Origin of the sequence: Sphingobium sp. AS12, from assembly GCF_019097845.1 — a bacterium.
In the GTDB taxonomy this organism is placed as follows: domain Bacteria; phylum Pseudomonadota; class Alphaproteobacteria; order Sphingomonadales; family Sphingomonadaceae; genus Sphingobium.
Genome location: NZ_JAHRGM010000001.1, coordinates 695,842 through 719,293, shown reverse-complemented (window position 1 = coordinate 719,293; position 23,452 = coordinate 695,842). Strand labels below are relative to the sequence as shown.

Annotated in this window: 25 protein-coding genes and 1 tRNA gene; 17 read left to right on the top strand and 9 right to left on the bottom strand. The window is 62.9% G+C overall.

What is annotated here, in order from left to right:
- Positions 1–72 precede the first annotated feature (72 nt).
- The 5 genes from KRZ98_RS03575 to KRZ98_RS03555 all read left to right on the top strand — a co-directional run bounded on the left by KRZ98_RS03575 (position 73) and on the right by KRZ98_RS03555 (position 4,642).
- Positions 73–1,251 (top strand): glycosyltransferase family 1 protein, encoded by a 1,179-nt coding sequence (locus KRZ98_RS03575; RefSeq protein WP_217672252.1) that lies wholly within the window; start codon positions 73–75, stop codon positions 1,249–1,251.
- Positions 1,252–1,357: 106 nt separating this feature from the next.
- A complete protein-coding gene (locus KRZ98_RS03570; RefSeq protein ID WP_217672251.1) occupies positions 1,358–2,680 on the top strand; it encodes a replication-associated recombination protein A in 1,323 nt (440 codons plus the stop codon).
- Positions 2,677–3,534, top strand: a complete 858-nt coding sequence (locus tag KRZ98_RS03565) for a hypothetical protein (protein WP_368389781.1) — start codon at positions 2,677–2,679, stop codon at positions 3,532–3,534. The genes KRZ98_RS03570 and KRZ98_RS03565 overlap by 4 nt, the downstream gene beginning before the upstream one ends.
- A 28-nt stretch (positions 3,535–3,562) precedes the next feature.
- Positions 3,563–3,637: transfer RNA gene (locus KRZ98_RS03560), tRNA-Thr, on the top strand.
- Positions 3,638–4,339: 702 nt separating this feature from the next.
- A complete protein-coding gene (locus KRZ98_RS03555) occupies positions 4,340–4,642 on the top strand; it encodes a glycine zipper 2TM domain-containing protein (protein WP_217672249.1) in 303 nt (100 codons plus the stop codon).
- A gap of 70 nt (positions 4,643–4,712) precedes the next feature.
- Here KRZ98_RS03555 and KRZ98_RS03550 read toward each other — a convergent pair whose 3' ends face one another.
- Together KRZ98_RS03550 and KRZ98_RS03545 are read right to left on the bottom strand one after the other, a co-directional pair.
- Positions 4,713–4,994, bottom strand: coding sequence for a hypothetical protein (locus KRZ98_RS03550; RefSeq protein ID WP_217672426.1), 282 nt, complete (start codon positions 4,992–4,994; stop codon positions 4,713–4,715).
- A gap of 152 nt (positions 4,995–5,146) precedes the next feature.
- Positions 5,147–5,554 (bottom strand): EVE domain-containing protein, encoded by a 408-nt coding sequence (locus KRZ98_RS03545; protein WP_217672248.1) that lies wholly within the window; start codon positions 5,552–5,554, stop codon positions 5,147–5,149.
- A 116-nt stretch (positions 5,555–5,670) separates the two neighbouring features.
- On the opposite strand from KRZ98_RS03545, the gene KRZ98_RS03540 reads away from it, so the two are divergent.
- The gene (locus tag KRZ98_RS03540) at positions 5,671–6,618 is read left to right on the top strand and encodes a 2-oxoglutarate and iron-dependent oxygenase domain-containing protein (RefSeq protein ID WP_217672247.1); all 948 of its coding nucleotides are present in this window, start codon (positions 5,671–5,673) and stop codon (positions 6,616–6,618) included.
- 90 nt (positions 6,619–6,708) lie between these two features.
- On the opposite strand, the gene KRZ98_RS03535 is transcribed toward KRZ98_RS03540, so the two are convergent.
- On the bottom strand, positions 6,709–7,092 hold the full coding sequence (locus tag KRZ98_RS03535; RefSeq protein WP_217672246.1) for a dihydroneopterin aldolase: 384 nt from the start codon (positions 7,090–7,092) through the stop codon (positions 6,709–6,711).
- Positions 7,093–7,226: 134 nt separating this feature from the next.
- Here KRZ98_RS03535 and KRZ98_RS03530 point away from each other — a divergent pair, with 134 nt between their 5' ends.
- From KRZ98_RS03530 to KRZ98_RS03515, 4 genes are read left to right on the top strand one after another with little or no spacing between them, the layout of a single operon-like run.
- Positions 7,227–7,739 carry a GNAT family N-acetyltransferase gene (locus tag KRZ98_RS03530; protein ID WP_217672245.1) on the top strand — a complete coding sequence of 171 codons (513 nt, stop codon included), beginning with the start codon at positions 7,227–7,229 and terminating at the stop codon, positions 7,737–7,739.
- 44 nt (positions 7,740–7,783) lie between these two features.
- The gene (locus tag KRZ98_RS03525; protein ID WP_217672244.1) at positions 7,784–8,350 is read left to right on the top strand and encodes a DUF1285 domain-containing protein; all 567 of its coding nucleotides are present in this window, start codon (positions 7,784–7,786) and stop codon (positions 8,348–8,350) included.
- Positions 8,347–8,946: a CoA pyrophosphatase gene (locus KRZ98_RS03520; protein WP_217672243.1), complete on the top strand. Its 600-nt coding sequence runs from the start codon at positions 8,347–8,349 to the stop codon at positions 8,944–8,946. Before KRZ98_RS03525 ends, KRZ98_RS03520 begins: the two co-directional genes overlap by 4 nt.
- Positions 8,943–10,154, top strand: a complete 1,212-nt coding sequence (locus KRZ98_RS03515) for a CCA tRNA nucleotidyltransferase (protein ID WP_217672242.1) — start codon at positions 8,943–8,945, stop codon at positions 10,152–10,154. The genes KRZ98_RS03520 and KRZ98_RS03515 overlap by 4 nt, the downstream gene beginning before the upstream one ends.
- On the opposite strand, the gene KRZ98_RS03510 is transcribed toward KRZ98_RS03515, so the two are convergent.
- The 5 genes from KRZ98_RS03510 to KRZ98_RS03490 form a co-directional block, all read right to left on the bottom strand.
- Positions 10,118–11,872, bottom strand: coding sequence for a bifunctional diguanylate cyclase/phosphodiesterase (locus tag KRZ98_RS03510; protein ID WP_217672241.1), 1,755 nt, complete (start codon positions 11,870–11,872; stop codon positions 10,118–10,120). The genes KRZ98_RS03515 and KRZ98_RS03510 overlap by 37 nt on opposite strands.
- 68 nt (positions 11,873–11,940) lie before the next feature.
- Positions 11,941–14,268: a DNA topoisomerase IV subunit A gene (gene parC, locus KRZ98_RS03505; protein WP_217672240.1), complete on the bottom strand. Its 2,328-nt coding sequence runs from the start codon at positions 14,266–14,268 to the stop codon at positions 11,941–11,943.
- Between the two features lie 52 nt (positions 14,269–14,320).
- A complete protein-coding gene (locus tag KRZ98_RS03500) occupies positions 14,321–14,617 on the bottom strand; it encodes a CcdB family protein (protein WP_217672239.1) in 297 nt (98 codons plus the stop codon).
- Positions 14,617–14,874: a type II toxin-antitoxin system CcdA family antitoxin gene (locus tag KRZ98_RS03495; RefSeq protein WP_217672238.1), complete on the bottom strand. Its 258-nt coding sequence runs from the start codon at positions 14,872–14,874 to the stop codon at positions 14,617–14,619. The genes KRZ98_RS03500 and KRZ98_RS03495 overlap by 1 nt, the downstream gene beginning before the upstream one ends.
- Positions 14,875–14,898: 24 nt before the next feature.
- Positions 14,899–15,825, bottom strand: coding sequence for a LysR substrate-binding domain-containing protein (locus tag KRZ98_RS03490; protein ID WP_217672237.1), 927 nt, complete (start codon positions 15,823–15,825; stop codon positions 14,899–14,901).
- 117 nt (positions 15,826–15,942) lie between these two features.
- Between KRZ98_RS03490 and KRZ98_RS03485 the strand changes: the two genes are divergently transcribed.
- The 7 genes from KRZ98_RS03485 (at position 15,943) to purC (ending at position 22,579) form a co-directional block, all read left to right on the top strand.
- Positions 15,943–16,101 (top strand): hypothetical protein, encoded by a 159-nt coding sequence (locus KRZ98_RS03485; RefSeq protein WP_217672236.1) that lies wholly within the window; start codon positions 15,943–15,945, stop codon positions 16,099–16,101.
- A gap of 49 nt (positions 16,102–16,150) precedes the next feature.
- Positions 16,151–16,897, top strand: a complete 747-nt coding sequence (gene otsB / locus KRZ98_RS03480; protein WP_368389775.1) for a trehalose-phosphatase — start codon at positions 16,151–16,153, stop codon at positions 16,895–16,897.
- Positions 16,898–16,926: 29 nt separating this feature from the next.
- Entirely contained in the window at positions 16,927–18,771 is a 1,845-nt protein-coding gene (locus KRZ98_RS03475; RefSeq protein WP_302849063.1) for a glycoside hydrolase family 15 protein, read from the top strand.
- Positions 18,768–20,174 carry an alpha,alpha-trehalose-phosphate synthase (UDP-forming) gene (gene otsA, locus KRZ98_RS03470; RefSeq protein WP_217672235.1) on the top strand — a complete coding sequence of 469 codons (1,407 nt, stop codon included), beginning with the start codon at positions 18,768–18,770 and terminating at the stop codon, positions 20,172–20,174. The genes KRZ98_RS03475 and otsA overlap by 4 nt, the downstream gene beginning before the upstream one ends.
- A gap of 9 nt (positions 20,175–20,183) precedes the next feature.
- A complete protein-coding gene (locus KRZ98_RS24355) occupies positions 20,184–20,315 on the top strand; it encodes a hypothetical protein (RefSeq protein WP_302849062.1) in 132 nt (43 codons plus the stop codon).
- A 74-nt stretch (positions 20,316–20,389) separates the two neighbouring features.
- A complete protein-coding gene (locus KRZ98_RS03465; protein WP_217672234.1) occupies positions 20,390–21,667 on the top strand; it encodes an aminotransferase class V-fold PLP-dependent enzyme in 1,278 nt (425 codons plus the stop codon).
- Between the two features lie 129 nt (positions 21,668–21,796).
- The gene (gene purC, locus KRZ98_RS03460; RefSeq protein ID WP_006959912.1) at positions 21,797–22,579 is read left to right on the top strand and encodes a phosphoribosylaminoimidazolesuccinocarboxamide synthase; all 783 of its coding nucleotides are present in this window, start codon (positions 21,797–21,799) and stop codon (positions 22,577–22,579) included.
- A gap of 97 nt (positions 22,580–22,676) precedes the next feature.
- Here the strand turns inward: purC and KRZ98_RS03455 are convergent, their stop codons facing one another.
- Positions 22,677–23,429, bottom strand: a complete 753-nt coding sequence (locus KRZ98_RS03455) for a sulfite exporter TauE/SafE family protein (protein ID WP_217672233.1) — start codon at positions 23,427–23,429, stop codon at positions 22,677–22,679.
- Positions 23,430–23,452: the final 23 nt, after the last annotated feature.

Sequence of the window (23,452 nt, the reverse complement as noted above, 5' to 3'; positions counted from 1 at the left end):
CTAAGGGCATAATTCCCAAGGGCTTACCCGGTTCCCTTGGGTTTTCACATTTCTTGGGCTAAGGGGGCTGCGATGGATGCTAGCGGCCTTCGCATTGCCCTGTTCAGCGGCAATTATAATTATGTGCGCGATGGGGCCAATCAGGCGCTCAATCGCTTTGTCGGCCATTTGCTGCGGCAGGGCGCAGCGGTGCGGGTCTATTCGCCCACCACCGATACGCCAGCCTTCGCGCCCGCAGGCGACCTGATCAGCACGCCGTCCGTACCGGTGCCGGGCCGCAAGGAGTATCGGATTCCCTACGCCATGTCGGCCAGGGTTCGCCGCGATCTCAAGGCGTTCGCACCCAATCTGATCCACCTGTCCAGCCCCGATCCGCTGGGCCATCGTGCGCTCAGCTGGGCGCGGCAGAATGATTTGCCGACGGTCGCATCGGTGCATACGCGGTTCGAGACTTACCCGCGTTACTATGGCCTCGCCTTTCTGGAGCCGGTGATCGAGGGGATATTGCGCCGTTTCTATCGCCGCTGCGACGCGATCGTCGCCCCGTCCGAATCGATGGCGCAGCTGCTGCGCGAACAGCGGATGAGCTATGATGTCGGCATCTGGACGCGCGGCATAGACCGGGAAATTTTCAATCCGGGCCGGCGCGATCTCGATTGGCGGCGGTCTATCGGCATCCATGATGACATGCCCGCCATCGGCTTTATCGGCCGGCTGGTAATGGAAAAGGGGCTGGACGTGTTTTCCGACACGATCGACCAGCTTGCGACGCGCCAGGTGGCGCACAAGGTGCTGGTGGTGGGCGAAGGCCCGGCGCGCGAATGGTTCCAGAACCGCCTGCCCGGCGCGATCTTCACCGGTTTCCAGCAGGGGCATGATCTGGGCCGCGCGGTCGCCAGCATGGACATGTTGTTCAACCCGTCGGTGACCGAAACGTTCGGCAATGTCACGCTGGAGGCGATGGCGTGCGGCGTGCCGACTGTCGCGGCGCGGGCGACAGGCAGCGAAAGCCTGTTGAGCGACCGGGTGACCGGGCGGCTGATCCGGCCCGGCGCGATCGGCGCCTTTGCCGATGCCTTGCAGGATTATTGCCTGGACTGCGATGCGCGCGGACAGGCGGGCGCGGCGGCGCAGACGCGGGCGGAGCGCAACGGGTGGGATCAGGTCAATCAGGCGTTGGTCGACACCTATTTGCGGATTATCCGCCAGCGTGCGCAGGGCATGATGCCGCGATCCAGCCCGGTTCCATAATCCCGACAACAACCTATATATTCCGTTCCGGCTGAGCTTGTCGAAGCCCAGTCCTTTGTCTCAGAGAAGAACGGCCCTTCGACAGGCTCAGGGCGAACGGTGAAAAATGGTCGACCTATTTGCCCAGCAGGATGTGGCGGGAGCCAGTGAAGCAGCACTGGAATCAGCGCCGCTGGCCGACCGCTTGCGTCCGCGCACGCTGGCGGAGGTGGTGGGTCAGGAGCATCTGACCGGGCCGGAGGGGGCGATCGGGCGGATGGTGGCGGCGGGGCGACTGTCCTCCATCATCCTGTGGGGTCCGCCGGGGACCGGCAAGACCACGACCGCGCGCCTTTTGGCCGATGCGGTGGGGATGCGGTTTGAGCCGATATCGGCGGTGTTTTCAGGTGTTGCGGACCTCAAGAAAGTCTTTGCTGCCGCCAAGGAGCATGGGCGGCGGGGCGACAAGACCCTGTTGTTCGTGGACGAAATCCATCGCTTCAACCGGGCGCAGCAGGACGGATTTCTGCCTTTCGTTGAAAATGGCACGGTGACGCTGGTGGGCGCGACCACCGAAAATCCGAGTTTCGAGCTGAATGCGGCGTTGCTGTCGCGGGCGCAGGTGCTGATCCTGCGACGGCTGGATGCGGCGGCGCTGGAGCAGTTGCTGGAGCGGGCCGAAGCCGTGACGGGGCGTCCCCTGCCGCTGGACGCGGACGCGCGCGAGGCGCTGGTGGCGAGTGCGGATGGGGACGGGCGCTTTTTGCTCAATCAGGTCGAGACGCTGTATGCGATCGACATAGCAGAGCCGCTCGATCCGGCTGGCCTGTCCGCCCTGCTCCACCGCCGCGTCGCGGTGTATGACAAGGATCGGGAGGGGCATTATAACCTCATCTCCGCGCTGCATAAGTCGCTGCGCGGGTCGGACCCGCAGGCGGCGCTTTATTATATGGCGCGGATGCTGGTGGCGGGCGAACAGCCGCTTTATGTGCTGCGGCGGCTGGTGCGCTTTGCCGCCGAGGATATCGGCTTGGCGGACCCGCAGGCGCTGGTCCAGTGTCTGGCGGCTAAGGAGGCTTACGACTTTCTGGGCAGTCCCGAAGGCGAAGTGGCGATCGTGCAGGCGTGTCTCTATTGCGCGACCGCGCCCAAATCCAACGCCGCCTATATGGCGATGAAGGCGTCGTTCAAATCGGCGCGCGACACCGGATCGCTGATGCCGCCGCAAAACATTCTGAACGCGCCGACCAAGCTGATGAAGGATGTCGGCTATGGCAAAGGCTATCAATATGATCATGACGCGGCGGACGGCTTTTCCGGCGCGAATTATTGGCCGGACGAGATGACGCCGCAAAGCTTCTATGCGCCGACCGACCGGGGCTATGAGGCCCGGATTGCCGAGCGGATCGCCTATTGGCAGCGGTTGCGGGCGGAGCGCGGCGCAGGGTGACGCCCTGCTTCACGCGCTTTGCCGCGATCGACTGGTCGGGCGCTAAGGGCGCGCGGCATAAGGGGATTGCGGTCGCGCTGTGCGAGGCGGGGCGCGCGGTGCCGCGGCTGGTGGAGGCACCGGACGGGGTGTGGTCGCGGACGGGCGTGGCGGACTGGCTGGTAGGCATAGCGGGCGAGGCCCCTACCCTGTTCGGTTTCGATTTCAGCTTTGCGCCGCCTTTTGTGGCGCGGGGCGGCTATTTGCCGGGTGACGCCGTGCCGGACAATGGGCCGGACTTCTGGACCTATGTCGATGCGATTTGCGAGGATGTGGACCTGGGTGCGGCGAGCCTGCTGGAGGTTGCGCACCGGCGGCATTTCTATTTCGGCAAGGCGGACGGGGTGAAGGCCGGTTATATGCATAATCGTGCGTGCGAGGCGCACTATCTGGCAGGTGGCGGGGGCAAGCCATCCACCGTCTATGACGCGATCGGCGCGGCGCAGGTGGCCAAGGCCAGCTTTGCCGGGATGCGATTGCTGCACCGGGTGCGGGGCGATGTGCCAGTATGGCCGTTCGATCCTTTGCCCGCGCACGGGTCGCTGATCGTGGAAATCTACACCAGCCTCGCCGCGTCTGCGGCCGGGCGGGCGAAGGGGCGAGCCAAGATGCGCGACGCTGTTGCGCTCAATGATGCGCTGGAGAGAATCGGGTCGGAGCGGCATGAGGGCGCGATGCCGGACGATCATGGTGCGGACGCGATTGTGACAGCGGCGTGGATGAGGGCGGTGGCGCGGCAGGATGCGCTGTGGACGCCAGCCCCGCTCGATCGACAAATTGCTGCAACGGAGGGCTGGACGTTCGGCGTCATCTGATAGTAAGGGCGTGTCGCCTGACTGGTGCGCCGGATTAGCACAGTGGTAGTGCAGCGGTTTTGTAAACCGAAGGTCGCGGGTTCAAATCCTGCATCCGGCACCAGTTGGCGCGATTCCCCCACGATGCGTTCAGCGCCAGGCTCCAAACGCAAAATGGGGGCCGACATTGCTGTCGGTCCCCACTGCCGTCGGGTCATGCGATCCGCTTCTCTGGCGAGAGGCGATCATCGGCCCGGCGTTGTCCTGGCGCCGGCCTGAAAGGCTGTTTGCCAAGGACTGCTCCGGATCGGGCCAAGGGCAGCCAATCCGGCTCTGGTCCTCCAATATCCGATGCCCGACGTTCACTTTCGCGCGTACCCGGCAGCGGTCTTTTTGGACCGATCCGTTGGTTGATGTCGTCCTTGCGAACGACGCCTTCCAGCGGACCTTCAGGACAGCATTAAATTCCTGTTTTAGCAGGGATTTGTTGGAAATGGATCGCTCCGTTTTCTGCTGTTCCGATAAAGGGATGCTCTCACCAAAAGCGAGTCGCGCAAAGCGGAATCGGCAGTGGCGCGTATCAGAATTGTCATAAAGCTGTGGATAACTTTCCTGCGGCTGTCAGGGGATGCATTCCAGCCCGGCGGCGCGAGGATGAACATCCCCACTCCGGCTTACACTGCCCGTTCGTCCCTGCCGGGCGTCCGTTCGCCTAAAAATTTAGTGATTTATAACCAACGACTTATCTCGTTGTGAGATGTTCATGCAACCTGGGTCAAAGTGCAGTGGTTCAAGCGTCAAACCAACGCAAATGGAGGAGATACTCATGCGTAAAGCCCTGCTCGCCCTGGCCGCTGTCTCGCTGGCCGTTCCGATGTCTATGGCCGTGCCGACTGACGGCGCACAGGCGCGCAAACATTATCGGTACAAGGAATGGCGCGGTCGCGATGGCCGGACCTATTGCCGCAAGTCCAATGGCACGACCGGCCTGATCGTAGGTGCCGCTGGCGGCGCATTGCTGGGCCGGGCGATCGATACGCGCGGCGAACGCACGACCGGTACGATCCTGGGTGCCGTTGGTGGCGGTCTGCTCGGCAAGGAAGTCGACAGCAAGCGTCGCTGCCGCTAAGCACCGAGCCAACAAAAAAGGCCGCTTCCCGTCGGAAGCGGCCTTTTTATTGGCTCAAAAGGCGTGACGCTCAGTTCGAGGCAGCGCCGCGCGCTTCGTCAACCTTGAACGTGACCTGCTGGCCGCCGGAAACGCCGGAAACCTTGCCGTCTTTGACCGAGAGGTTGAAGGCAACCGCATCGGGGAAACGACGGCCGGAAATGACCTTACCCGACTTGGTATCCTTGACGTTATAGACGTAGGTATAGCCTTCGTGGGTGAAGCGCTGCTTGGCGGCTTCTTCAGCCTGGGCAGGGGCAACGAGGGCGACAAAAGCGCTAAGGGCGCTGGCGGCAACAAACTTGGACAGCATTCGCATGGGTAAACTCCTTGTGAATGCCGATCAAACACCTCTGTAATATTCTTATTCTGTTGAGGCGCTTCTATGTCGCAGCGCAGCAAAGCGACAATCGCAAAAAGCGCCGGAACAGTTGCGCAGAACGCAACCGGAACGATTATGACGCCTTAAGCCTTTGATAGTGCGACGATATGATCAAACTCTGCCTTTGACACCGGTGACACGGACAGGCGTGATTGGCGCAGCATGACCATGCCAGCCAGGGCCGGATCGGCCTTCATCGTCTTGAGCGTGACCGGTTTGGCAAGCTTTTCGCGGGCGTGGACATGGATCGCGATCCATTTGCCGCTCTCGTCGGTGCTGTCGGGAGCCGCTTCCTCGACAATTTCCATGATGCCCACGGCCTCTACCCCGATATTGCTGTGGTAGAAGAGCGCCAGGTCGCCCCGGCGCATCGCCTTCATGTTGATCTGCGCGGTGTGATTGCGCACACCGTCCCATTCCGCCTTCCCCTTGGCGACCAGGTCGTCATAGGAAAAAACATCGGGTTCCGATTTCATCAGCCAATAGTTCATTTTGCCTCCTTGCATCACCGCTTCGCCGCGATCAAGGATGGGAATATCGGTGCGCGTTCCTTATGTTGCACGCCCTGCCCCAGAGTTTTCGGACCCAAATTTCGGAGAAGTATAAAGTGTCGCAATCGGTGCTGGATCAGGTGCCCGTCCTGTCGATGGCGGAGTTGAGCAAGGCGGATTTCGCGAAAGCGTTTGGCGAATCCTTCCAGCGATTCGGCTTCGCGATGGTGCGCGATCATGGCATGGACCCGGCGCTGATCGACGCGGGATGGACGCTGGCGCGCGACTTTTTCGTCCTGCCCGAAGCCGCCAAGCGCGCCTATGATGCCAAATATAATGGCGGCCAGCGCGGCTATACCGCGTTCGGCACCGAAATCGCCAAGGGCGCGAGCGAGAATGACCTGAAGGAATTCTGGCATGTCGGGCGCGATTTGCCGCCGGGCGATCCGCTGGCCGAGACGATGCCGCCCAATGTCTGGCCCGACGAACTGCCCGCATTCCACCCCGTCTTTTCCAAACTCTATGCCGAGTTCGACCGGGTCGGCGCGGAACTGCTGTCGGCGATCGCGCTCTATCTGGGGCTGGAAGAACGCTGGTTCGACGGGCCGATCGACCGGGGCAATTCAATCCTGCGATTGCTCCATTATCCGCCGGTGTCGCCACAAGCGCCGGGCATCCGCGCGGGCGCGCATGAGGACATCAACCTGATCACCCTGTTGCTGGGGGCCGAGGAAGGCGGGCTGGAGCTAAAGGACCGCAACGGCAACTGGCTGCCGGTGGTGCCGCCACCCGGCGCGCTGGCGATCAATGTCGGCGACATGCTCCAGCGGCTGACCAACCATATGCTGCCATCGACCAGCCACCGCGTGATCAATCCGCCGCCGGAGCGGCGCGGCCATTCGCGCTATTCGATGCCCTTCTTCCTGCACCTGCGGCCCGACGTGATGATCGACGCCCTGCCGCAATGTGTGAGTCAAACCAATCCGCGCCGCGACCCGCCGATCAGCGCGCATGATTATCTGACCGAGCGGCTGATCGAGATCGGGCTGATCAAGAAGGGGTGAGCGGCGTACTCCCGCGCAGGCGGGAGTCCAGTTGAAACCCCGGAACTGGACTCCCGCCTTCGCGGGAACACATTGTGTTTTTGGAAACCGTTATTTCCGGCTGCGGCCAAGCGTGATGCCAATCTCCTCGCCACGTTCGGACAAGGCCAGCTTGACGATCTTCACTTCGACATGGGTCACATTGTCGCCCTGAAGGAAGATGGTGTCGACGATATGGTCGGCCACCGCCTCTATCAGGGTGAAATGGACCCCATCGGGCAAGGCGGTCGAGGCCGCATGTTTAAGGTCCATATAATTTTTGGACTGCGTCAACGGCGTCGCAGGATCATAATGATCCGCGATCGTCAGCCGCGCGCGGATGGAGATGCGCAGCGGCTGGGGGAGATGGGTCTCCTCCGAATAAATGCCGGTCAGCACATCGACATGGAGGTTATTGACCTCCAGCGTCAAAAAATCGTCAAATCCAGTTTGCATGGCCCGCCATATCCGGCCCTTTCCTGCTGTCAGGCGGGGCCAGTTTAGTCTTTCATTTTGCGATGCGGGCGGTAAAGCCCGCCGCTCCCGGCGCGGTCCATGCGCCATTGATGGCGGATCGGCAAGACGTGTCTATGATTGTCCCTCTTGAAAGCCAGCGGCCAGACGCGATCGAGCGGCTGCTCGACGATGCGTTCGGCACGGACCGGCATGGACGGACGGCCTATCTGATTCGCGGGACGACCGCTTGGATTCCCGCGCTCTCCTTCGCTGTGGTGGATGATGACGGCGTATTGATCGGATCGCTGCAAAGCTGGCCGGTGGCGTTGACGCAGGATGACGGAACGCAGCGGCCCTATATCATGGTCGGCCCCGTGGCGGTCGATCCGGCGCATCAGGGTGGTGGCCATGGCCGGGCGATGATGGACGCCGTTGTCGCCGCTGCAAAGGCGCACGGGACCGCACCGCTGATGATGATCGGCGACCCGGAATATTATGGCCGTTTCTGGGGCTTTAGTGCCGATGATACTGGCGGATGGCGCGCGCCCGGCCCGGTCGGGCAGCGGCGGTTGCTGGCGCTGTCGGTCGACGGTCGCGCTGTGGGTGGCGCGGGGATGCTAGGTCCCGATATTCGCGTTACCGCCTGATTCCCCCTTTGCCATCGGGGCGCAGCGATCCTATCTGCTAAGCCATGCCGATGGACCCATTGCCCGACCTGGCCGACCTGTCGCTGAGCGACATTGCGCGCCTGCTTGCCGAAAAAAAACTGCCGCCGGTGGAGAAATGGAACCCGGCCCATTGCGGCGACAGCGAGATGCGGATCGCGCGCGACGGCACATGGTTTCATCAAGGATCGCCGATCGGGCGCGAGGCGATGGTGCGGCTGTTTTCCACCATATTGCGGCGCGAGGCGGACGGCAGCTATGTGCTGGTCACCCCGGTCGAGAAGCTGAGTATCGCGGTCGAGGATGCGCCGTTCGTGGCGGTCGAACTCAAGAGCGAGGGTGAAGGGCGCGAACGGGCGCTGGCGTTCCGGCTGAATACCGGCGATTTGATCGCGGCGGGACCGGACAATGCGCTGCTGATCCGTGAGACGGCGGACGGGCCGCATCCCTATCTGCATGTCCGCGCCGGACTGGAGGCGCTGGTCGTGCGCAGCGTCTATTATGAGCTGATGAATCTGGCGCTGGATGAAGGCGCCGAGCGGGTCGGCCTCTGGAGCAATGGTGCTTTTTTCCCGCTGGACGGCGCGGCATGACGCTGGCGGAGCGGCTGCGCGCCGCGCTGGCCGAGGGACATCGCCGGACAGGCGACTTCCTGCTGTCCGATACACGTGACCCGCGTATTGACGGAGACATAGCGCTGGCGCCCGCCGCCGTGCTGGTGGCGATCACCGACCGGGCAGAACCGGGGCTGATCCTGACCCAGCGGTCCGAACGGCTGCGCAAACATGCCGGGCAGATCGCCTTTCCCGGTGGGCGGGTCGATGCGAGCGACGCTGACGAAATTGCCGGGGCACTACGGGAGGCGGAGGAGGAGATCGGCCTGCCGCCGCATCTGGCGCAAGTGATCGGCACGTCCGACCGCTATCATACGTTTACCGGGTTCGACATCGTGCCGGTGCTGGCGGTGATCCCCCCCGACCTGCCGCTGCGACCGCAGGAAAGCGAGGTGGCGGACTGGTTCGAACTGCCGCTCGCCTATGCCCTCGACCCGGCCAACCGGGTCCAACATGCCGTCGAATTTGAAGGAGCGGTGCGCCATTATTACGAGATCATGTGGCAGGACCGGCGGATATGGGGCGTGACCGCCGCGATCCTGGCCAACCTGTCGCGCAGACTGGGGGCGGCATGAGCGTGCTGTTGCCCGATGCGCCATGGCGGCATCGTCCCGGGCTTGATGATTTGCTGGTGGCGCTGGATGCGGCAGGTGGCAAGGCGCGCTTCGTCGGCGGGGCGGTGCGCGATGGGTTGCTGGGCCTGCCGGTCAATGACCTCGACATTGCGACGACGCTGGACCCGCATGATGTTGTCGACAGGCTGAAGGCTGCGGGGATCAAGGCGGTGCCGACGGGCATCGAGCATGGCACGATCACCGCCGTGATTGCAGGCTGGCCGGTCGAGATCACGACGCTGCGCCGTGACGTCAGCACGGACGGGCGGCGCGCGATCATCGCCTATACCGACGATTGGCGCGAGGATGCGGCGCGACGGGACTTTACGATCAACGCTCTCTATGCCGATCCGCTCAGCGGAGAGATTACCGACTTTTTCGGCGGGATTGCTGATCTGGAAGCGCGGCGGTTGCGCTTCATCGGCGATGCTGACGCGCGGATTGCCGAGGATCATCTGCGCATATTGCGCTATTTCCGCTTTCTTGCGCGCTATGGCGACGATGAGCTGGACAATGTTGCCTATGCAGCCTGCGTTGCAGCGGCCAACAGCCTGATGGCGCTGTCGCGTGAGCGGATTGCCGATGAGTTGCTGAAATTGCTGGGCGTGGCGGCACCGATCCATGCTCTGCGCCTGATGGTCGATGGCGGGATATTGACGCCGGTCCTGCCCGAAGTGGATGGCGCGGGGATCGACCGGTTGGAGCGGTTGATAGCGCGGGAGGTGGCAGCGGGAGTCGCGCCGTCGGCGTTGCGGCGGCTGGCGGCCCTGTTACCGCCCGACGCGGCGCGGGCCGATCTGGTGGGGGCGCGGCTCAAATTGTCGAACAAGGCGCGCAAGCGGCTGACGATTGCGCTGGAGGCTGGATTGGGCGATGCGCCGATCCGGGCGCTGGCCTGGCATATCGGGGTTGAGGGGGCGATCGACCGGTTGCTGCTGAACGGTGATGCTGACCTGTCGGGCGTTGCTGCATTGGCTGACTGGACGCCGCCCAAATTGCCGATCAGCGGTGGCGCGCTGATCGCGCGTGGGCTGGCACCTGGCCCGGACGTCGCCAAGGCATTGAATATCGTGCAGGATATTTGGGTGGCCGAGGGTTTCCCTGATGCCGCGCGGGTTGGCGCGATCGCCGATCAGACGGTTTCGAAATTCCAGCGGGCGCGCCAATAGTCGAAGGCATCCTGTTCGGCCATCGGCTTGGCGAAATGATAGCCCTGCCCCTGCCAGCACCCCATTTGCTGGAGCGCATGGGCGAGCTCCTGCGTCTCTATCCCTTCGGCCGTGACCTTGAGATTGAGCGATTCGGCGAGCGAGAGGATGGTGCGAACGATGACCGTCTTGTCGCGATCCCCCAGCATGGACGACACGAAACTGCGGTCGATCTTCAATATGTCGATCGGCAGGCTGTGCAGGCTTGCGAGGTTGGAGAAGCCTGTGCCGAAATCGTCCATCGCGATCGACATATGCAAATCCTTGAGCGCGAACAGCAATTTGCGCGCCTTGTCGGGATCGGCGATGATCGCGCTTTCGGTGACTTCGGCGGTCAGGCGACGGCCCGCTATGCCCGAATAGCGCAGCGCTTCTTCAAACATGGACGCCACATCATCGCGCGCCATCTGGATCGGCGAGAGGTTGACGTTGACCCCGACGGGCATGGGCTGGCCGAATTTGGCGTCCCAGCGCGATAGCGCCTGCGCCGCTTCATAGGCGGCCCAGCGGCCCAGGGGGGTGATGAGGCCGCTTTCTTCAGCCACGGCGATAAACTCTACCGGAGACACATGGCCCAGTTCCTCGTCATCCCAACGGGCGAGCGCCTCGAACCCGGTAATCTCGCCAGTCTGGAGGTGGATGAGTGGTTGATAGGCGAGCGACAGGCCGCCCTGGGCCAGTGCGTCGCGCAGCCGGCTTTCGATCGAGAAGCGACGCTGCGCCTCCTTGAGGACGCCGTTGCGGTAGATTTCCACCTTGCCGCTGCGTTTGGCGATCTTGACCGCAGCCTGCGCCTTGCGAACGATATCGTCGGGATCATCGCTCAGGCTGGTCGACAGGGCGCAGCCGATCGCGCAGTCGACCCGGATTTGCAGATCGCTCAGCCGAATCGGCGAACTGAGCGCTTCCTTGATACGCTGAACGATATGCAGTGCGTCGGACAAGCCATTGTTAAGGCGCGCAAATATCGCAAAATCATTGCCGCCGATGCGGGCCAGCACATCGCCTTGCCGCAGGCTGGATTTCAGCCGCTTGGCAACCGTGATCAGCAATTCATCGCCCGCCATGGGGCCGAGCGATTCATTGACCCGGCTGAACCGGCTAAGGTCGATGGCGATGATGCCGAACTGGGCATTTTCAGGCCAGACCGTGTTGCTGATCCGATCGTCAATCTCTTCACCGAAACCGGTGCGGTTGGGTAGTGCGGTCAGGCCGTCGGACAGCAATTCGCGGCGCAGATTTTTTTCGATCGTGCGTTCGCTGGTGCGGTCGGTCGCGGTGAACAGATAGAGTTCGGGGTGATCCGCATCAGCCGGGAGGCGGCCGATTGTGCACATGAAATATTCCGGCCCCAGCTTGCCATCGCGGCGGATTTCGAAGCTGTCGGCGGTCTGATTCGACTGAATGAACTTCAGGATGCGTTCGCGCCATATCGTCGCAGCCTGCGAGACGGCACCGTCCCTTTCCTGATGCTGGCGAAAGGCTTGCAGAAAACGATCATTGCCTTCGACCAGCGATAACATGCTGTCATGATGCGATAAAATGGCTGCCGCCTGCGACAGGGCGGCCAGCCATTGGGTCGGTGCTACGACATAGGACGGATGCGCGCCCGCTATCCCTGAGACAGGGTCCTTGCTGGTCTTTCCGACTGGCCAGTTGCGCACAGAAATGGATTCCATGCGTTGGCCATATCGGGAAGCGGTAAATTTTCAGGAAACGATCCAGCAACCGTTGTAAAAAATGGTCATCAAAAGCGATTGTCGCGCGGAAAGCCGGTGGGCGGCATCCGTCCGGCTGCCCCGCGTGCCACTTTCCAGGGCGTCATGTCCGATTCGGTGCGGGTCCGTCCGGTTTCACCGCCCATGGTCCAGCTGAGGCCATCGGACAGGCGGAAGGCGATGGCGTCGGACAGGCCGCCGTCGCGATAGCGCTGCATCTGTACCCCCTGCCCGCGCGCCATGCGGGGCATTTCATCGAGTGCAAACACCAGCAGCTTGCGATTTTCGCCGATCACCGCGACGCTGTCCGCCCCCGGTGCCACCGGGCGGATGACGGCAAGCTTCGAGCCGGTCCGGATGTTGACGACCTGACGCCCTTTGCGAGTCTCGGCCATGATTTCCGCCACGGCCGCGATGAAGCCGCGCCCGTCGGAGGAGGCCAGCAAAAGGTCGGTGCCGGTCCGCGCGGGCATGAAGGCGACGATGGCGCCTTCATTGTCCATATCGACCAGTGAACGCACCGGATCGCCAAAGCCGCGTCCGCCCGGCAGCTTGTCCGACCCCAGCGTGTATATGCGACCAGTGGAGGTGGCGAGCAGCAGCTTGTCGGTGGTGTAGGCGTGGAAGGCAAATTGCGGACCATCGCCTTCCTTGAATTTCAACGTGTCGGCGGCGGCAAGATCGCGGTGACCGCTCATCGCCCTGATCCAGCCGCGTTCGGACAGGATGACGGTGATCGGTTCGCGCTCGATCATTGCCTCCAGCGGGATTTCCCGCGCGGGTCCGGCTTCCTCGACCAATGTGCGACGATGGCCAAGGACAGTGTCCGGCCCGTAGCGCTTGCGCAGCGCGGCGATGTCGCGCTTCAGCTTGGCACGCTGGCGCTGCGGGCTTTCGACCAGCTTTTGCAGGTCGTCCCGCTCCGCCACCAGATCGGCATGTTCGCGGCGCAGCTCCATCTCTTCCAGCTTGCGCAGCGAACGCAGCCGCATGTTGAGGATGGCTTCGGCCTGCCGGTCGGTCAGGGCAAATTCGTCCATCATTACCAGCTTCGGCTCATCCTCTGTACGGATGATCTCGATCACCCGGTCCAGGTTGAGATAGGCGATGATATAGCCGTCGAGCAGTTCAAGCCGGTCGGCAATCTTGGCGAGGCGATGCTGCGCGCGGCGGATCAGCACGTCGATCTGATGCTTGAGCCATTCGACCAGCACGGCGCGCAACCCCAGCACGCGCGGCGTATGGGTGGCGTCCAGCACATTGAGATTGAGCGGGAAGCGGTTTTCCAGATCGGTCAGCCGGTAGAGGCTGTCCTTGAGCACCTGCGGATCGACATTGCGCGTCTTAGGCGTGATGACGATGCGGATCGTCTCATCGCTTTCGTCGCGGACATCCTCCAGGATCGGCAGCTTCTTGTCGTTGATGATGGCGGCAATCTGCTCGATCAGCTTGCCCTTCTGCACCTGATAGGGGATTTCGCTGACGACCAACTGCCAGGTGCCGCCGCTCAACCTCTCGATGCCGGTCGGTTCCCAGACGCCCTGATCATCCTTGCCGGTCGAAAAGCGCGCGCGGGTGCGGAATGCGCCGCGCCCGGTGGCATAGGCTTCGGCGATGATCGCCGGGCTATCGACCAGCACGCCGCCGGTGGGGAAGTCCGGCCCCTTCACGACCGCCATCAGCGCGGCATGATCCGTATCGGGATTGTCGATCAGCAAAGCTGCGGCGTCGAGGATTTCGGTGACATTATGCGGCGGGATACTGGTCGCCATGCCGACCGCAATGCCGCTGGCGCCGTTGGCGAGGAGGTTGGGGAAGAGGCCGGGGAAAATCTCCGGCTCTTCATCTTCGCCATTATAGGTCGGGCGGAAATCGACCGTGCCTTCGTCCAGCCCCGCCATCAGATCCGCGGCTGGCTGGGTCAGGCGCGCTTCGGTGTAGCGCATGGCCGCGGCATTATCGCCGTCGATATTGCCGAAATTGCCCTGCCCGTCGACCAAAGGCGTGCGCAGGACGAAATCCTGCGCCAGTCGGACCATAGCATCATAGACGCTGCTGTCGCCATGGGGGTGATATTTGCCGATGACATCGCCCACGACGCGGGCGCATTTCTTGTAACTGGTGCCGTTGCGGGCCGGGTTGGCGACCAGCACGTCAGGCGACGCGCCGGACGGTTCCATCCTGAGCAGTCGCATCGCCCAGAGCAAACGGCGATGCACCGGTTTCAGCCCGTCACGCAGATCCGGCAGCGATCGCGCCGTGATGGTGGACAGCGCATAGACGAGATAGCGTTGCGACAGCGCAGCGTCGAACGGATGGTCCTTGATACTGTCGAGGGGATCGCGAAAATCGGTCATCAAAAACGGCCTAGCAGGCAGATGAGAGGAACGGAACGGGAATTTCGCAGGATCAGAAACCGGTCAAAAGTATGTCGAGTGCGCGCATAATGTCATCCTGACGGTGGTGCAGCATCGCAACGGGTTGTTTCAACAGTCGTGAATGGACGGCCCCGGCCAGATGCGTAGCCATCATTCGCCGCTCACCTTCTATATCGAAGCAGGGGTGCAGCGCCGGTAGGGCAGCGGGCATTTCATCGGGCGGCAAGAGCGGAACGACCAGACGGGTTCCCAGATGATCGACATGATCGCTCTGGCAATCGAGGACAAGGCCCCGATCCGGGAGCCGGTACACGCCAAAGCGCGCCATCAGAACTGCCGATATTTGTCGAGCGGCAGCTCGTTATTCTCGGCCCAGACGTTCCAGGCCGCGATCGCTTCCTTATTCTCCTCCTGCCAGCGTCGTCCGCGTTCGGCGGCGATTTCCTTACGCAGCGCATCCTCGCATGTGCGTGACAAATTGATCCCCAAATCCCGCGCATCCGCAACCAGCCCTGTGTCCAGCGACAGGTTGGTTGCCTTGCGCGTCCCGATCCGTTCATGCCTGGTCACAACCGACTCCTGCATATGATATGCGCATGAACATACGCATCATGCGTCGCGGGGCAAGTAGCGTCCTTCCGGGTCATCGGCGATGGCGGCGGCGAATTCGGCGCTGATCCAGTCGCGAAACGCCTTTACCTTGGCAGTGTTGCGGGCGTGAGGCGGATAGACAATCCAGTAGCTGGCAAATTCGCGGACATAGGAGGGCATGGCTTCGACCAGTAATCCCGCCTCCACCTCCGCCTTCCACAGGAACAGGTTGAGGATGGCGATCCCCTGCCCGCCAATCGCGGCGCGACCTTCCATCACCTGGCTGTCGAGCGCGATGCCGGGTGGCCCGTCGGCGGGGTCAGCCTCCACCCCCATGGCCGCGAACCATTCATGCCACCACATATCGTCGGGCGACAGGCGCGGCAGGGCGTGGAGCGCCTGCGCATCGGCGACAGGACCATTGCGCGCCAGCCATGCCGGGCTACACATCGGCGCGAGGCGATTATGCGTCAGCAACCGTGCCTCCAGCGCCGGCCAATTGCCCTTCCCGCCCCTTATCGCCAAGTCCACGCCAGCATGGGCGAGATCAACGACGGCATCGTCAGCCTGAATCCGCACCGCCAGCCCCGGATGGCGCATCTGGAACGCACCGATTCGAGAGGCGAGCCAGAGATGGGCGAAGCTGTTGGTGCAACTGATGGTGAGGACGGTCGAATGATCCTGAGCCAGCGCGGCGAAACCCTGCCGCATCTGATCGAAAGCGCGGATGATGACCGGCGCGATTTCCCGTCCCTTGTCGGTCAAAAGCACGCGGCGACCGGCGCGCTGGAACAGGCTCAGCCCCAGCCGTTCCTCCAGCAACTTCACCTGATAGCTGACGGCAGCCTGGGTCATGCCCAGTTCCTGCGCGGCGGCGGTGAAATTTTCGAGCCGGGCGGCAGCCTCGAACACGCGAACGGCGGAAAGCGGGGGCAGGACGGACATGGCCTTGCATAAGGCAGGCTTATAATCCCTGTCCATGCTTTTGTTGGTGATCGCTACGGAAACGGCGCATTGGCTGTCTCGCAAAGCTGCACTATTTCAATCGAAAGGATCGCGACCATGCGCGACCAGTATGACGCCCAATTGTGGACTGAGAACCATGTCGAAACCAGCGCCGGGATCGACCGACTGATCGCGCGGATCATGCAGGCATTCCGCGTGCTGCATTGCATAAACTGGTCAGCCCCCTGGTCCAGCGACAGCCGGTGCGGCGCGTAAAATCGAGAACGGGGCTTGTGTATCGCGGGCGAGACGCCACTTTGCGCCCGTGTTCGATCATCCCCTTCCCCCGCCCCCGCCCGCACTGTTGACCGGTGCCGCGCTGTTTCTCGACTTTGACGGGACGCTGACGCCCATTAGCGCGACCCCGGACGGGGTGATCGTGGACGACGGGCTGGTGCAGCTGCTCCTGACCTTGCGGGAGCGGCTGGACGGGCGGCTGGCGATCGTCAGCGGACGGTCGGTTGCGACATTGCGGGAGTTGGGCTTTGGCGATTTCCTGCTGGCGGGGACGCATGGGCTGGAATTTGCGCGGCCCGGCGGCGCGGTCGAGGCGCCACCGCGCCCGGCGGCGATCGATGATGCCGAAGCCGCCTTCCATGCCTTTGCCGCCGACAAGCCCGGCGTGCTGGTCGAACGCAAATCGATCAGCGTCGGGCTGCACTATCGCGGCGCGCCGGTCTGGCAGGATGCCGCCCATGCCTTGGCGCGCCAATGGGCGGATCATGATGGGCTGGCGCTCCAGCAGGGCAAGATGCTCTATGAATTGCGGCCCGATGGCGCGGACAAGGGCAGCGCGGTCCATGCGCTGATGGCGCAGGGGCCGATGGCGGGTGGCATGCCTGTGTTTATCGGCGACGATGTGACTGATGAGGAGGGCTTTGCCGCTGCCGCCGATCTGGGCGGGGCTGGCATATTGGTCGGGCCGAAGCGGGCGACACGCGCGGCATATAGTTTGGAACAGGTTGCGGCCGTCAGGCATTATCTGAATGAAGGGGTCGCGCGGCTCGGCTGATCCGCGTCCCCTCGACCAGCCAGATATGCATGAGGGGCAGACCGATAAACAGCATCCACCACCCGCTATTGGGCGGCGACGCCCGCACGTTGGACCTTTGGCCGATCGGCAATTGCCAGGCGTCGGCCTTGATCGACCGGGCCGGTCGCATGGTGTGGGCCTGCGTTCCGCGCGTCGATGGCGATCCGGTCTTTTCCGCACTGCTGGACGATGCGGAATGGGATGATGAGGCAGCGCGCGGCTTCTGGGCGATCGAACTGGAAAATTGCGTGGCGGTGGAGCAGCATTATCTGCGCAATACGCCGGTGCTGATCACGCGGCAGAGCGATGCGCAAGGCAATGCGATCGAGATTTTCGATTTCTGCCCGCGCCACAAGCATAAGGGCCGTATGTATCGGCCGGTCGCCTTTGCCCGGATCGTGCGCCCGGTGGCCGGTTCGCCGCGCATCAGGGTGCGGCTGCGCCCCACGACCGCGTGGAATGCGGAAAGCGTGCCGATCAGCTATGGCTCCAACCATATCCGCATGGTGCTGTCCTACATGGCAATGCGGGTGTCGACCGATGCACCGATTGGTCTGATCGCGCAGGAAAGCTGGTTCCGGCTGGAACAGGATGCGCATTTCTTCATGGGGCCGGACGAGGGCTTTTCCGATGCGCTGCGCCCGGCGATCGAGCGGATGCTGGACGATACGATCGAAGAGTGGCGGCTGTGGGTGCGGGGTCTTGCGATCCCGGCGGAGTGGCAGGAAGCGGTCATCCGTTCGGCCATCACGCTGAAATTATGCCAGCATGAAGAGACCGGCGCGATCGTCGCGGCGCTGACGACCAGCATCCCCGAACATGCCGATTCGGGGCGGAACTGGGACTATCGCTACTGCTGGGTACGCGACGCTTATTATACGGTGGAGGCGCTCAATCGGCTGGGCGCACTCGATGTGCTGGAGAGCTATCTCGTCTATCTGCGCAATATCGTGGATGGCGCGAAGGGCGGGCATATCCAGCCGCTCTATGATGTGCGCGGCAAGGCGACGCTGACCGAATGGGAGGCTGACAAGCTGCCCGGCTATCGCGGCATGGGTCCGGTCCGGGTGGGCAATGCCGCCTATAGCCAGATCCAGCATGACGCCTACGGCCAGATCGTGCTGTCGTCGGTGCAGGGCTTTATCGACCAGCGGCTGCTGCGCATGGCGGGCCATGCCGATTTCGAGGCGCTGGAGGCGGTGGGCGAGCGGGCCTGGACGGTTTACGACAAGCCGGACGCTGGCCTGTGGGAATTGCGCAACCGCACCCATGTCCACAGCTATAGCGCGGTCATGTGCTGGGCAGCGTGCGACCGGCTGGCCCATGCGGCGCAGGCGCTCGACCTACCGCTGCGCGCCGCGCACTGGCAGAACCGGGCCGATACGATGAAGGCGCGGATCGTCGAGGCGGCGTGGCGGGCGGACAGCAAGGCAATCTCGGCCAATTTCGAGGATGATTCGCGCGACGCTTCGCTGCTGCAACTGCTCGATCTGCGCTTCCTGACGGCGGATGATCCGATGTTCGTTGGCACGCTTGCGGCGCTGGAGGCGGACCTGCGGCGTGGCAATGACATGCTGCGTTACAGCACCCCGGACGATTTCGGCGAGCCGGTGACTGCTTTCAACGTCTGTACCTTCTGGCTGATCGAAGCGCTGCATCGCACCGGTCGCACGGAGGAAGCGCGCAGACTGTTCGAGGAGATGCTGAGCCGCCGCACCGCCGCAGGATTATTGTCCGAGGACATCGATCCGGCGACCGGCGAATTGTGGGGCAATTATCCGCAAACCTATTCGCTCGTCGGCATCATCAACTGCGCCGTCCTGTTGAGCAAACCGTGGAGCGTGATGCGATGAGCCGCCTGATAGTTATCTCCAACCGCGTGTCGCGGCCCAACAAGTCGGGTAATCAGGGTGGCCTGGCGGTCGCGCTGGCGCAGGCCTTGCGCGAAAGCCGGGGGACGTGGATCGGCTGGTCGGGCGAGGTCACCGACAATTTTACCGGCCATATCGGCTTTTCCGAGGATGACGGCGTCAAGACGGCGACGATCGATCTGGAAGAGCAGGATGTCGACGAATATTATAACGGATACGCCAACAAGACGCTGTGGCCGCTGTTCCATTTCCGCATTGATCTGGCCGAATATGCGCGCGATTTCGAGGGCGGCTATAACCGGGTCAACCAGCGCTTTGCCGATACCGCCGCGCCGCTGATCGAGCCGGAAGATGTCATCTGGGTCCATGATTATCACATGATCCCGTTGGGCCAGATGCTGCGCGACCGAGGCCATCGCAACAAGATGGGCTTTTTCCTGCACATCCCCTGGCCGCCCACCCGGTTGCTAGTGTCGCTGCCCCACCATAGCAAGCTGGTCAGCACGCTGTTCGCCTATGACGTCGTGGGTTTCCATACGGAGGAATGGCTCGAATCCTTCCGCCATTATGTCGAGCGCGAAATGGGCGGCAGCGTGAATGGCGATTTCGTCACCGTGGGCGACCGGACGATCCAGGCTGTCGCCTGCCCGATCGGCATCAACGCGAAGGAATTTGCCGACGCCGCCGTCAGTCAGCCCGCACAGGACATGCATGAACAGGTCCGCCGCTCCCTGCAGGACCGGGCGATGATCGTGGGGGTCGACCGGCTAGACTATAGCAAGGGGCTGGAGGAGCGCTTTACCGGCTATGCCCGCTTCCTGAAGGATCATCCCGACTATCATCGCAAGGTGGTGCTGACCCAGATCGCGCCGCCATCGCGTGGCGAGGTGGAAAGTTACCAGCAGATCCGCGCGACGCTGGATGCGTTGGCCGGGCGGATCAACGGGCAATATAGCGATGTCGACTGGAGCCCGATCCGTTACGTCAACCAGGGCTATCCGCGCGACAAGCTCGCGGGCATCTATCGCAGCGCCCGGATCGGGCTGGTGACGCCGCTGCGCGACGGGATGAACCTGGTCGCCAAGGAATATGTCGCGGCGCAGAACCCGGACGATCCGGGCATGCTGATCCTGTCACGCTTTGCCGGGGCCGCGATGCAGTTGAAAGATGCATTGCTCATCAACCCCTACAGCCCGGAAGAAATGTCCGACGCGATCCTGCGCGCGCTCTCCATGCCGCTGGAGGAGCGGCAGCGGCGTTGGCGCGCGATGATGGATAGTGTCGAGCAGCAGGATATCAGCTGGTGGCGGCAATGTTTCACTGGCCGGTTGATGGCAGTGGAGCGCGATACCGCGCGGGTTGAGCCGGAGGGTGCAGACGGCTAACAACAACAGATGATCGAGGAAGATGACGAACCGCGCGGGCTGGCCGCCACCCTGCGCGCCCGGTCGGGCGTCATCATTGGCGCCGTTGGCATGGTCGCCTGGTTGGCGCTGATTTGGGCGATGTTCGGGGACGTGCTGTAGGCGGATTTTGGTTGGCGCATCGTTGAACATTGAGCAAACTTGTCCATGGGCCGCACCGGCCCGGAAAGGCGCTCATGTTCGATCGACGTTCCTTCCTTGGCGGCGCGGCGGCAGCGGGACTGGCCCAGCCGGTCGCCGCGCAGGCGCTGGCTGCTATTCCCCTGCCCGCCGCCGATCTCCACGGCAGGAATGAGGACGCCTATTGGGCGGCGCTGCGCCAGCAATTCCTGATCCCGGCCGATGTCGTGAACCTGAATGTCGGCACCGTCGGTTCCTCCCCCCGCCCCGTGCTGAAGGCCATTTTCGACGGGTTCGAGACGACCGAGCAGATGACGCAGGCGGGATCGGAAGATTATCCGATCTGGGGATACGGGTCGTGGGAGGCCTATCGCAAGCCCTTTGCTGATTTCATGGGCGCGACCGTCGATCAGATGGCGATCCTGCGCAATTGCACCGAGGCCAATAGCTATGTCGCCAACGGGTTCGACATGAAGCCGGGCGACGAAGTGCTGATGTCGGACGAGGAACATGGGTCGGGCGAAATGCCCTGGATGCTGCGCCAGCGCCGCTATGGCGTGGTCGTCAGGAAATTCGCCATGCCCAAACCGCCCAGGGATGCAGCGGACATATTGAACCGCATCAATGATGCGATCACGCCCAAAACCCGGATCATCTTCGTCAGCCATATCAGCACGGCGACCGGCGTAGTCCTGCCCGCCAAGGAGATTGCCGCGCTTGCCCGATCAAAGGGCATCCTGTCCGCCTTTGACGGCGCTCATGCCCCCGGCATGATCAAGGTCGACCTCAATGACATCGGCTGCGACATCTATACCGGGTCGATGCACAAATGGCTGTTCGCGACCAAGGGGACCGGCTTCCTCTATCTGCGTGACGAGGATGTGATGGACCGGGTGTGGAGTACCGTCGTGACCGGCGGCTATGACGATCCGACGCGCAAGGCGGACCGTTATATGCAGATCGGATCATCCTGCATCCCGACGCTGATGGGCCTCAATGCCGCGATTGGCTTGGCCAACGCGATCGGGATGGATCGGATCGAGGCGCGCAACCGGATGCTGGCGGACTATATCCACGATGCGATGGTGAAGCGCGGGGCGCAAAGCTGGACATCGCCAGACCCGGCGCTGCGCGGGGCGATCGCGACGGTCAATGTGCCGCCGGTGCAGCGGATGGAGTTGCAGGACTGGCTGTGGACCAACCACAAGGTCCGCATCCGCGGCGGCGCACCCAGCAAGCTGCGGCTGGCGACGCCCTATTTCCTGAGCAAAGCGGATATCGATCGCTTCCTGGGGCTGTTCGACGAATTTCGCAGGATGAAGGGTCTGGCCTGATCTTCCCCATCCAATTGCACGTCCGCCCGCTTTGCTCTATGGGCGAGGCCCAAGCAGCCCCGGCACCCGCTGATCCTTCTCGATTCGCGATTGTCGGGGCGCAGTATTTTTGACCAGACAGGAACGCGCATGGCCCGTCGCCGCCAGATTTACGAAGGCAAGGCAAAGATCCTTTATGAGGGCCCGGAACCGGGCACGATCATCCAATATTTCAAGGATGACGCAACCGCCTTCAACGCGCAGAAGAAGGGTACGATTTCCGGCAAGGGGGTGCTGAACAACCGGATTTCCGAGCATATTTTCACGCTGCTCGGCCAGATTGGCGTGCCGACCCATTTCATCCGTCGCCTGAACATGCGCGAGCAGCTGGTGCGTCAGGTGGAGATCGTGCCGATCGAAGTCGTGGTGCGTAATGTCGCCGCAGGATCGCTCAGCAAGAAGCTGGGGATCGAGGAAGGCACGCAGTTGCCCCGCACGCTGATCGAATATTGCTACAAGGACGATGCGCTGGGCGACCCGCTGATCTCCGAAGAGCATATCGCTTGCTTCGGCTGGGCGACGCAGGAAGAGATGCACGACATTGCCGACATGGCGATCCGCATCAACGACTTCATGTGCGGCCTGTTCGCCGGGATCGGCATCCGCCTGATCGACTTCAAGCTGGAGTTCGGCCGCCTGTATGACGGCGATTACAGCCGCATCATCCTGGCCGACGAGATCAGCCCCGATGGCTGCCGCCTGTGGGACGCGGTGACCAACGAGAAGCTGGACAAGGACCGGTTCCGCCGCGATCTGGGCGGCGAAGTCGAAGCCTATCAGGAAGTCGCGCGCCGTTTGGGCCTGCTGCCCGAAGGGCTGGACACTACGGTGCTGGACCTCGACACCCATCGCAAGAAGCGCGAGAAGGAATAAGTCCTTCGATCCACCGTCATCCTGACGCAAGTCAGGATCCAGGGTCGGTCCAAAGCCGCCCTGGATGCCGGATCAAGTCCGGCATGACGGTATTGGATCAGGCCATCAGCGCGTCGGCGATCAGCTTGATGCCCAGCAGCACCATCAGCACATAGATGAGCGTGTAGAAGCGCGCGGCGTCGACCCGGCGCACCAGCGCCACGCCCGCCAGCGTCGCGACCACCGCGACCGGCACCAGCATGGCGGTGGCGGTCAGATTGGCGCGGGTGAATTGGCCCAGCGCAGCGTAAGCTGGCACCTTCATCCAGTTCATCGTGGCAAAGGCGACCGCCGTGGTCCCGACCAGCCTGTCGCGTGGCAATCGTTTGGGCAGCACCCACATCTGGAACGGGGGTGAGCCAGCATGGGCGATCTGGCTGGTAAATCCGCTGGCGACGCCGAACAGCATCCCCACCCAGTCGGGCGAGGTGGACGGCAGCACGATCGCCCCGCCCCGCTCGACCCACAGCCGTTGCAGCCCGAACAGCATCGAAATCGCGCCCAGAACGCCCAGCACCGTGGTTTCAGGCACCTGCGCGGCGAACGCATAGCCCAGCGCAACGCCAACCGCCATGCCGGGCAGCATGACGCGCAAGATATGCCCGTCCCAGCTTTTGCGGAACGCCCAGACGCTGACGGCGTCTTGCAGGATCAGGATCGGCAGCAGGATCGCCGCGCCGCGCACCGGATCGACGCCGAGCGCCATGATCGGCATGGCGAGCGCGCCAACACCGGCAAAGCCGCCCTTGGCCAAACCCGAAATGGCGACGGCGATGAAGGCGCAGGCGAGATAAACATAATCAGGCGTCATATCGGTCGCCTAGCGCAAGGGAC

What these genes read in the sequence shown, in the direction of transcription:
- KRZ98_RS24355 (WP_302849062.1), top strand. Translation starts at nt 20,184, where the DNA reads ATGATCGAGGAAGATGACGAACCGCGCGGGCTGGCCGCCACCCTGCGC.
- KRZ98_RS03500 (WP_217672239.1), bottom strand. Translation starts at nt 14,617, where the DNA reads ATGGCGCGCTTTGGCGTGTACCGGCTCCCGGATCGGGGCCTTGTCCTC.
- KRZ98_RS03575 (WP_217672252.1), top strand. Translation starts at nt 73, where the DNA reads ATGGATGCTAGCGGCCTTCGCATTGCCCTGTTCAGCGGCAATTATAAT.
- KRZ98_RS03455 (WP_217672233.1), bottom strand. Translation starts at nt 23,429, where the DNA reads ATGACGCCTGATTATGTTTATCTCGCCTGCGCCTTCATCGCCGTCGCC.
- KRZ98_RS03535 (WP_217672246.1), bottom strand. Translation starts at nt 7,092, where the DNA reads ATGCAAACTGGATTTGACGATTTTTTGACGCTGGAGGTCAATAACCTC.
- KRZ98_RS03490 (WP_217672237.1), bottom strand. Translation starts at nt 15,825, where the DNA reads ATGTCCGTCCTGCCCCCGCTTTCCGCCGTTCGCGTGTTCGAGGCTGCC.
- KRZ98_RS03525 (WP_217672244.1), top strand. Translation starts at nt 7,784, where the DNA reads ATGCCGATGGACCCATTGCCCGACCTGGCCGACCTGTCGCTGAGCGAC.
- KRZ98_RS03545 (WP_217672248.1), bottom strand. Translation starts at nt 5,554, where the DNA reads ATGAACTATTGGCTGATGAAATCGGAACCCGATGTTTTTTCCTATGAC.
- otsA (WP_217672235.1), top strand. Translation starts at nt 18,768, where the DNA reads ATGAGCCGCCTGATAGTTATCTCCAACCGCGTGTCGCGGCCCAACAAG.
- parC (WP_217672240.1), bottom strand. Translation starts at nt 14,268, where the DNA reads ATGACCGATTTTCGCGATCCCCTCGACAGTATCAAGGACCATCCGTTC.
- KRZ98_RS03570 (WP_217672251.1), top strand. Translation starts at nt 1,358, where the DNA reads ATGGTCGACCTATTTGCCCAGCAGGATGTGGCGGGAGCCAGTGAAGCA.
- KRZ98_RS03510 (WP_217672241.1), bottom strand. Translation starts at nt 11,872, where the DNA reads ATGGAATCCATTTCTGTGCGCAACTGGCCAGTCGGAAAGACCAGCAAG.
- KRZ98_RS03485 (WP_217672236.1), top strand. Translation starts at nt 15,943, where the DNA reads ATGCGCGACCAGTATGACGCCCAATTGTGGACTGAGAACCATGTCGAA.
- KRZ98_RS03465 (WP_217672234.1), top strand. Translation starts at nt 20,390, where the DNA reads ATGTTCGATCGACGTTCCTTCCTTGGCGGCGCGGCGGCAGCGGGACTG.
- KRZ98_RS03515 (WP_217672242.1), top strand. Translation starts at nt 8,943, where the DNA reads ATGAGCGTGCTGTTGCCCGATGCGCCATGGCGGCATCGTCCCGGGCTT.
- KRZ98_RS03555 (WP_217672249.1), top strand. Translation starts at nt 4,340, where the DNA reads ATGCGTAAAGCCCTGCTCGCCCTGGCCGCTGTCTCGCTGGCCGTTCCG.
- KRZ98_RS03475 (WP_302849063.1), top strand. Translation starts at nt 16,927, where the DNA reads ATGAGGGGCAGACCGATAAACAGCATCCACCACCCGCTATTGGGCGGC.
- purC (WP_006959912.1), top strand. Translation starts at nt 21,797, where the DNA reads ATGGCCCGTCGCCGCCAGATTTACGAAGGCAAGGCAAAGATCCTTTAT.
- KRZ98_RS03550 (WP_217672426.1), bottom strand. Translation starts at nt 4,994, where the DNA reads ATGCTGTCCAAGTTTGTTGCCGCCAGCGCCCTTAGCGCTTTTGTCGCC.
- KRZ98_RS03495 (WP_217672238.1), bottom strand. Translation starts at nt 14,874, where the DNA reads ATGCAGGAGTCGGTTGTGACCAGGCATGAACGGATCGGGACGCGCAAG.
- KRZ98_RS03530 (WP_217672245.1), top strand. Translation starts at nt 7,227, where the DNA reads ATGATTGTCCCTCTTGAAAGCCAGCGGCCAGACGCGATCGAGCGGCTG.
- KRZ98_RS03520 (WP_217672243.1), top strand. Translation starts at nt 8,347, where the DNA reads ATGACGCTGGCGGAGCGGCTGCGCGCCGCGCTGGCCGAGGGACATCGC.